We start from the raw sequence: 6,916 nt of genomic DNA, 5'->3' as shown, positions 1-6,916 counted from the left end.
GCGGAACATTGGCTTTGCGTTCTATTTATAAAGAAAATTATTAATAAAGTGAGCGGTAAGTGTGTCGGAGAGATACATAAGTGATATGTGATAAAAAAGATGCACCAATAGTAAAAAGGTCAACCAGTAATAAAACGGGTTGACCTTTAGACAAGAGTTAGTGGCTCAAGTAACGACGTCGAATCAATAAGGCGGCCAGCATTGACAATAAAGTCATTCCACCAGTACTACCGCCGCCTGAACCTCCTGAAAGTGGGGGTAAGGTAAAGGAGTAAGGCTTTTCATATTTCAAATTTTTGATGTAAGCCGCATCACTGCCGGTTGGTGTGCTTGATGTCTTTACGTATTCAAAGCGGATATCGTTGACTTCTTCATTCAAATATAACGTTCTGCTGCCACTACGTTCACCATCTTCGATTATGTAAGTGCTACCGTTCACTTTCACAATTAAGGAATCATAAATAAAAGTAGAGGAGACTTGGAAATCAAAACTTACTTTTCCTTTAGGGACGTTTTCAAGAAACAAAACCGATCTCGCTTTATCGTTCATAATGGCAGAACGTAGCCAACCATCTTCTTCTAGCCAAGGGTTTACATTCACACTAAGACTGCTATTGGGTACGGTAATTAACCCCTCTAGTGATTTTGCAGCAGGTTGTAGAACCGTATTGAGCTTTAGTGACGAGGTGACGGTTCCTAAGTTTAGTGGGCTGTTAGTGTCAATCTCTAAGCGCACATCAGCAGGTATCATTGAATCAATGGTATAAGAAACATCAACATAACATTGGCTACTCGGAGCCAAGCCTTGTGAACAGTTTTCGGCTGTGATATTTGCAGAAGCTGGAGACAGTGTGACGTTGTTTGCGGTAATAATCTCATCAGAGCCGTTTACAAAATTAAAGCGATGGGTATGAAGCCCATACTTAATCTCGTTTTTGTGTTGAGATTGTCGGAAAGAAACCTTTGATGTTCTTTGAGTCAGCCAATCATTAAAATGGTCGACTTTGGCATAAACGCCAGCCGCGTCTTGTAAGCCGCAACCACGCCCCCAACTAACGACACCATATTGAATAAAATTACCGCCGTCATTGATAAAAACGGGGCCACCGCTATCACCTTGGCAGGTATCTTGCGGGTAACTGCTCGCACAAAAAGCATCATTTTGTATATCTAAATAGCCGCCACCCAAAGTTCTGCACTGTGCAGTACCAATTAACGATATTTCGGCTTTACGCAAGATTTGAGAAGGATTGCTCGATTTATTCAACAGTTGGCTGTAACTCGTTGCCCCAAAGCCAATTATCTCTAAAGCCGTGCCAGCGGCTAGCGTATCAAGTGCACCAGTATTAGGGCGAGTGACTGCTTGTATTGGTAATGAGTTTTCTAATTCAAGGATCGCGATGTCGTTGGATCTTTCGTTATAGTCAGCATGAGTTTCATCATCATAAGCTTCATGATAATAGATTTGTTTGACTTTCACCCGACGACCGGCATTAGTACGTAAGTCATACGCTCCAACCGTCACTTCAATATCCTCAGCATTGAGCGGGTTTTTTCCTGCTACGCAGTGAGCGGCGGTAAGTACATACTTATCACCCAAGTAGCTGCCACCACAAAAAGAGCTTTTAAGAGTTGAATAGTGTAAGGCAACCATAAAGGGAAAGTTACCCGCGTCAGCAGGGGTTCCATTGATGATTCTAGTTGATATTCCGGATTCCGTTCCAGAAGCACTGAACTGAAAAGATGTAAACAGAAGCGCTCCTAGCGCGACTGAAAAAAGGGGTTTGTTCATGAGTACCTCGGATTAGTTTTTCCAGCACCTCTTGGGTGTGGGAACGGTACCATATAGGGGCTAGTGAATCTCGTCAATCAGTAATAATTATCATATCGACAAGATATATTAATCAAATAAGGCAAGTTAATGTATTTCAGTAGCTTATAAAACGAACGTATTGGTCATTTTATGTTCGTTATTTTCTTTCGATTACGATAGTTCTAGGCTACTCCTTTTGAGGTGTATTGATGTTCGGCGTTTTTTATATGGCTTGTCTGGCCTAAAATAATAAATAAGCAACTGCATTTACATCATTAGTGCTAACTCACGGCTTGTGATTAAGTTTTGCTCTATGCTGTGCCATTAATGGTCAATTATTTGAATGAGTTGGAGTCTATATGACACAGGTGAAGTCTCAAGAGCTACGAGAAAAGGCAGTGCTTCGAGAACCGCCAGTGGCTCGATATGATGCGATTGATTGGTCGTTTAACCTAACGACTTCCGAATTTATTTGTGATCTGAAAGCGGCGAATGCGTTACTTCATTCCCGTGTTTCGATAGCCAATATTCAAGAATTATTGCGTTATATGACGCCGAGCAAAGCTGCAGAGATGAAGCGCTGCTTCAAGTATGTGATTGAAAGTGGCAAAAGCCATGCCTTAAATTGCAACCTTGTTATTTCGGATCAGGCGTTAACTTATGTGGAGATTTTTATCGAGCGTACCTCTCTCACGCAGTTGCAAGGTACGATTCGACCGCTGCTCAAACTGGAATCATTGCAAGAGGTGGCCAAGCTTTTTGAAGGAGTGTTTGATAATACACATCATGGTTTGATCCTAACCGACGATCAAACGCGGGTTTTGGCTTGTAACCACTATTTTGAGCAGCATTCAGGTTTCAAACAAAATGAGCTACTTGGATTAAAAGCCAACCTATTTAATGCAGGCAAGCATTCCAAAGAGTTTTACCAATCGATGTGGCATGACATCAACACCAAAGATCATTGGAGCGGTGTCATTCTCAATCGTCGGGCATCTGGGCTGGTTGCACCACAAGAATTAACGATTCAAAAAATCGTACTGCAAGATGGCCGAGTTTTCTTTGTAGGGATGACGCTCGATTTAGCCGATAATCTTCATCGCGTAGCCGATACGGCACTTGGGGATATCGATCTTTTGACGCAACTGCCTACCGAACAAAAGTTTAAAGCCTTACTCGAAACATATTGCATGGAGTACCCCAAAGGCCAAACACAAATTGTTTTGGCTTTTCAACCTGCGTTTGAATCAGGGCTACATCATACAGAAACTTTGATGCTTTCTAGCTTTTTGGCGCGCAGTAAAGAAGTAAAGCTGGTGGGCTATGTGGGAAAAGATATTTATTTGGTCAGTTTGAGCTGTTTAGAGTGCAAAAAAAACACAGATTTTCGGCTCATCCAGCATGCGATCCGCCTCTTTATGAAAGAATTAAAGAACGAATCCAGCTCACATACCGCGATTATTAATGGCCGAATTGGTGTGTCTGTTTTAGGGTTCGATGCAAAAACGCCAGCTCGAATGGTGACGCATGCGATGCAAGCGATGCTTGAACAACATGCAGGGGAAGCGCGTAACATCAGTTTCTATCACAGTGAAATACATCAACAAGTGAAACGTAGAAAAAACTTGGAAGACAGAGTCGCTAAAGCAATTGCGCAGAAGGACTTGGAGATACACTACCAACCGATTGTCGATACTAAAACATGGAACATTGCGAAATTCGAAGCGTTATGCCGTTTTAAGCCTGTGCCCGATTTACCTTTTACCACGCAAGAAATGATTGGTATCGCGGAAGATCTGGATTTGATTGCCGAGCTTGATCGTTGTGTCAGTATCTTGTCTTTGCAAGATTTACCAAAGATAAAAACCTTGTTTGGCCAAGGTGTTGGGGTAACGATCAACCGCTCTTTCAATACCAAAATGGATGCGACGCAGATTTTAACCAATACCATGGAGATCATTGATCGCTACACGGATACGCCTCAATCAGTCACCATTGAGCTAACCGAAAGCGCCTATTTTGATAGTCAATCTCATCAGGTTGATGCCCTCAATGCTCTTCGATCGCGCGGCGTAACGGTTGCGATTGATGATTTTGGTACGGGTTATTCCTCTTTTACCTACCTCAGTGATTGCAATTTTGATTATTTAAAAATAGATCGCGAGTTTGTCACAGACATTCAGGTCAACAGCAATAAGTACAGTATTGTTAAAATGATCACTGAGCTGTCGCACACACTCGGCGTGAAAGTGGTTGCTGAAGGGGTGGAAACAGAGCATGAGGTTTGGGTGCTTAAATCATTGGGTATTGACTACATACAAGGCTATATTTTTTCAAAACCACTACCGCTTAAGGAACTGGTTCGGGCTAAGGAGTATCGTAACCGTTTTGCGTATTCAGGCGCTAAAGTGGAACAAGAGCGAAAGCCCAACTGTTTGCTCAATCTGTTCAAAGAGGGGAAACCACATCTGGATCCCAGTGAGCCAATCTCTCTTGCTTATCAGTATATTAAAGCGACTAAAGTTGATGTGCTGCCAGTCGTCAATCAAGGAGAGTGTGTCGGCATTGTCGATGTAGCCTCACTCAATTTATATCTGACGCCAAACATGGGGACCGATCTTGAAACCACGCGTGAAGCGGCCGTATGGCGTAAGCCCGTGAATCAGATCATGAAATTTCATTTCACTCAGCTTGACGCGTACACCGAGCTGAATCAAGTGGTGAATTTGATCGAAAAAGGACATGCGTTTCCATGGGTACTGGTCGATAACACTCGTTACAAAGGCTTATTGACTCAAGCGGACGTGCTGAGGTATTTGGCCGAAAGTCAGTAACCTTCTCTGGGCATTCGCGCTTACTCTTTGCTATTATCGCGCCCAGATGTTTCCAGATGATGTTTCGATTATGATTCAAACCTTACTTTCTGTTTTTTCACCCATGCTGCTCGGTGCGCAAATCTTACTGACGTTAGTGCTGGTCAAAGGGGATATTTGTCCTGGACAACGTGGCCGTATTCATCGCGTATTGCCAGCTATTGGTGTGCTTTGGTTGGCAGTGGCTTCACTAAAAATTGAAGCCTTTTTGGTCGTCTTTTCCATCTTCTATTTCTATTCACAAGTTCAAACCAAGAAAACTCGAGATGAAGGCCCGTTATGGGCACTGTATTTGGCGAATGGCCTTGCCTTGGCTTATGTCGCGATTCAGATATCAGAGCAGGGTCATTGGTCAGCTTCTATTGCCATGTTGCTGTTGGTTGGTTTGTTGGGCGCGAGTTTCTCGCACCTTCTACTAACGATAGCGCGCTCGCGTTTACAAGCTTTCCATCGAGTTCTACCCGTTGTGGGCATTCTCTGCTCGATGGGGATCGCTTTATGCGTTGTGCCGCACGCGTACGGGTTAGATGATGAAACGTTGGCTCAAGCAACATTGCCGTTACTAACGACATTCGGTTTCATGATTGCAGGTATTATCGTGTGGTGCTGGCATATCCTGTTTGCCAAAAGCGCTGAGAAAATTCAATTAACGGCAGCCTTGTTATTGATGCTGGCAGCCAGTATTTGTTTTCAAGGTTTGTTTAATCTCTAGACCTGGGTCACTCTTTAGTGCGAATTTTACCGCTAGTCTTTAGTGGTCTCTTTGCTATAGGAGTGAGCCATGGATTTGAGTAACGTCAGCCGTTTTGATAGCAATATATTACTTGGCATCGTCAATGAGAAGCTACGCTTAGAGTGTGACAGCTTCGAAGAGCTTGCCAGTATGTATGAAATGGATAGAGAAAATGTAGTCGGTAAGCTGGATGTTTTAGGTTACCAATACGACCCACTGACCAACCAATTTAAAGCGAACCAACGCTAGTGCTAAGCAGCGTGCAGTGACAGTTAACCAACCGCACTGTCATTCAAATAGCCATGTCGACACGACGAATAGTTTAAGCCATCTTGATCCCGTCAAGATGGCTTTTGCATTGTTGGCGCGCGGTGGCAAAAAAAGCTTGTAAATAGTGGCGATCTTTTTCGCTGTGGCGTGTTGCGGCAAATAGTCGACGCCATAAACCTTTCCCTAGTGGCTTGCTGGTGATAAGCCCCTGCCTAGAGAACTCGCTGATGGCCCAATTTGGCAGTGCTGCCACACCTAATCCAGCAGAGACCATTTGTACTAGCATCAAAGTGTTGTCGGCTTGTTTCCACTTCGCGGGTTCAACACTAGCAGGTTGTAGAAAGTGTTTCACCACATCCAAACGCTGCTTTTGTACGGGGTAAGTGAGCATCGTTTGTGAGGCGAGATCCTCTGGCTCAATCACCGATTTTCCTGCAAGTGGGTGAGTTGTAGAGGTGATAAGGCGCATTTCAAAATCAAAGAGTGGTTCGTAATGTACCTCTGAGCGAGGCAAAATATCGGAAGTGATGACCAAATCAAGTTCGCCAGCCAGCAATGCGGGTAAAGGTTCAAAGCCAAAGCCGGACGAAAAATCTAACGTCACACTTGGCCAAGCAAGCTGATATTCGCGCAGCGCTGGCATCAACCATTGAAAGCAAGAGTGGCATTCAATCGCCATGTGTAAGCGCCCATTGACATCTTCTTTCAAACTGGCCAAGTCATTTTCAGCCCTGGCCAGCTTTGGCAGGATCTCGTCAGCCAGTTTCAGTAGGATCTCTCCTTCTGAGGTAAATTTCACTGGGCGAGTTTTACGTAAAAACAGTGGCCCGCCAATGCGTGTTTCGAGATCTTTAATCTGATGTGAAAGGGCCGATTGCGTCAAATGGAGCGCGGTAGCTGTTGAGGTGAGTGAGCCGCTGTCCCTTAAAGAAACTAAAGTCTTCAGATGCTTAAGTTCAATCATTGCCATTATTTTCCTTCATCCCTTTGAGAGAACGGTGGTTGATACCATATCGTGGGTTGCATCAACACGGTGACCATTCTGCTGTTCTGAGCTAAGTTACGCTTTTAATATGGAGCTGTAAACATCTAGACGTCTATTTATCTTGATGTCAATTAAAGCTCTCTGCAATCAACATGAATTTTTTTAATAAACAAGTTGAATAATTGCACCTTGTCTGTAGGTCAGTTTAGATGGATATTCTAGCCATCCAGACATCTTTATCT

Annotated in this window: 5 protein-coding genes; 3 read left to right on the top strand and 2 right to left on the bottom strand. The window is 43.7% G+C overall.

Annotated features, from left to right (window positions below; all coding sequences use genetic code 11):
* Positions 1-157: 157 nt before the first annotated feature.
* Positions 158-1,792 (bottom strand): S1 family peptidase, encoded by a 1,635-nt coding sequence (locus B9J87_RS05755; protein ID WP_254918097.1) that lies wholly within the window; start codon positions 1,790-1,792, stop codon positions 158-160.
* Positions 1,793-2,172: 380 nt separating this feature from the next.
* Between B9J87_RS05755 and B9J87_RS05750 the strand changes: the two genes are divergently transcribed.
* The 3 genes from B9J87_RS05750 (at position 2,173) to B9J87_RS05740 (ending at position 5,668) form a co-directional block, all read left to right on the top strand.
* A complete protein-coding gene (locus B9J87_RS05750) occupies positions 2,173-4,647 on the top strand; it encodes a sensor domain-containing phosphodiesterase (RefSeq protein ID WP_094149709.1) in 2,475 nt (824 codons plus the stop codon).
* Between the two features lie 70 nt (positions 4,648-4,717).
* Positions 4,718-5,398 (top strand): hypothetical protein, encoded by a 681-nt coding sequence (locus B9J87_RS05745; RefSeq protein ID WP_017047761.1) that lies wholly within the window; start codon positions 4,718-4,720, stop codon positions 5,396-5,398.
* A 69-nt stretch (positions 5,399-5,467) separates the two neighbouring features.
* Entirely contained in the window at positions 5,468-5,668 is a 201-nt protein-coding gene (locus B9J87_RS05740) for a DUF4250 domain-containing protein (RefSeq protein WP_010316942.1), read from the top strand.
* 73 nt (positions 5,669-5,741) lie between these two features.
* Here B9J87_RS05740 and metR read toward each other — a convergent pair whose 3' ends face one another.
* Entirely contained in the window at positions 5,742-6,653 is a 912-nt protein-coding gene (metR, locus tag B9J87_RS05735) for an HTH-type transcriptional regulator MetR (RefSeq protein ID WP_038148387.1), read from the bottom strand.
* Positions 6,654-6,916: the final 263 nt, after the last annotated feature.

It is taken from the genome of Vibrio sp. V19_P1S1T109 (genome assembly GCF_002241375.1).
Classification (GTDB): domain Bacteria; phylum Pseudomonadota; class Gammaproteobacteria; order Enterobacterales; family Vibrionaceae; genus Vibrio; species Vibrio anguillarum.
The sequence above is the reverse complement of the archived record's forward strand: the minus strand, read 5'-3'. Positions and strand labels throughout refer to the sequence as shown.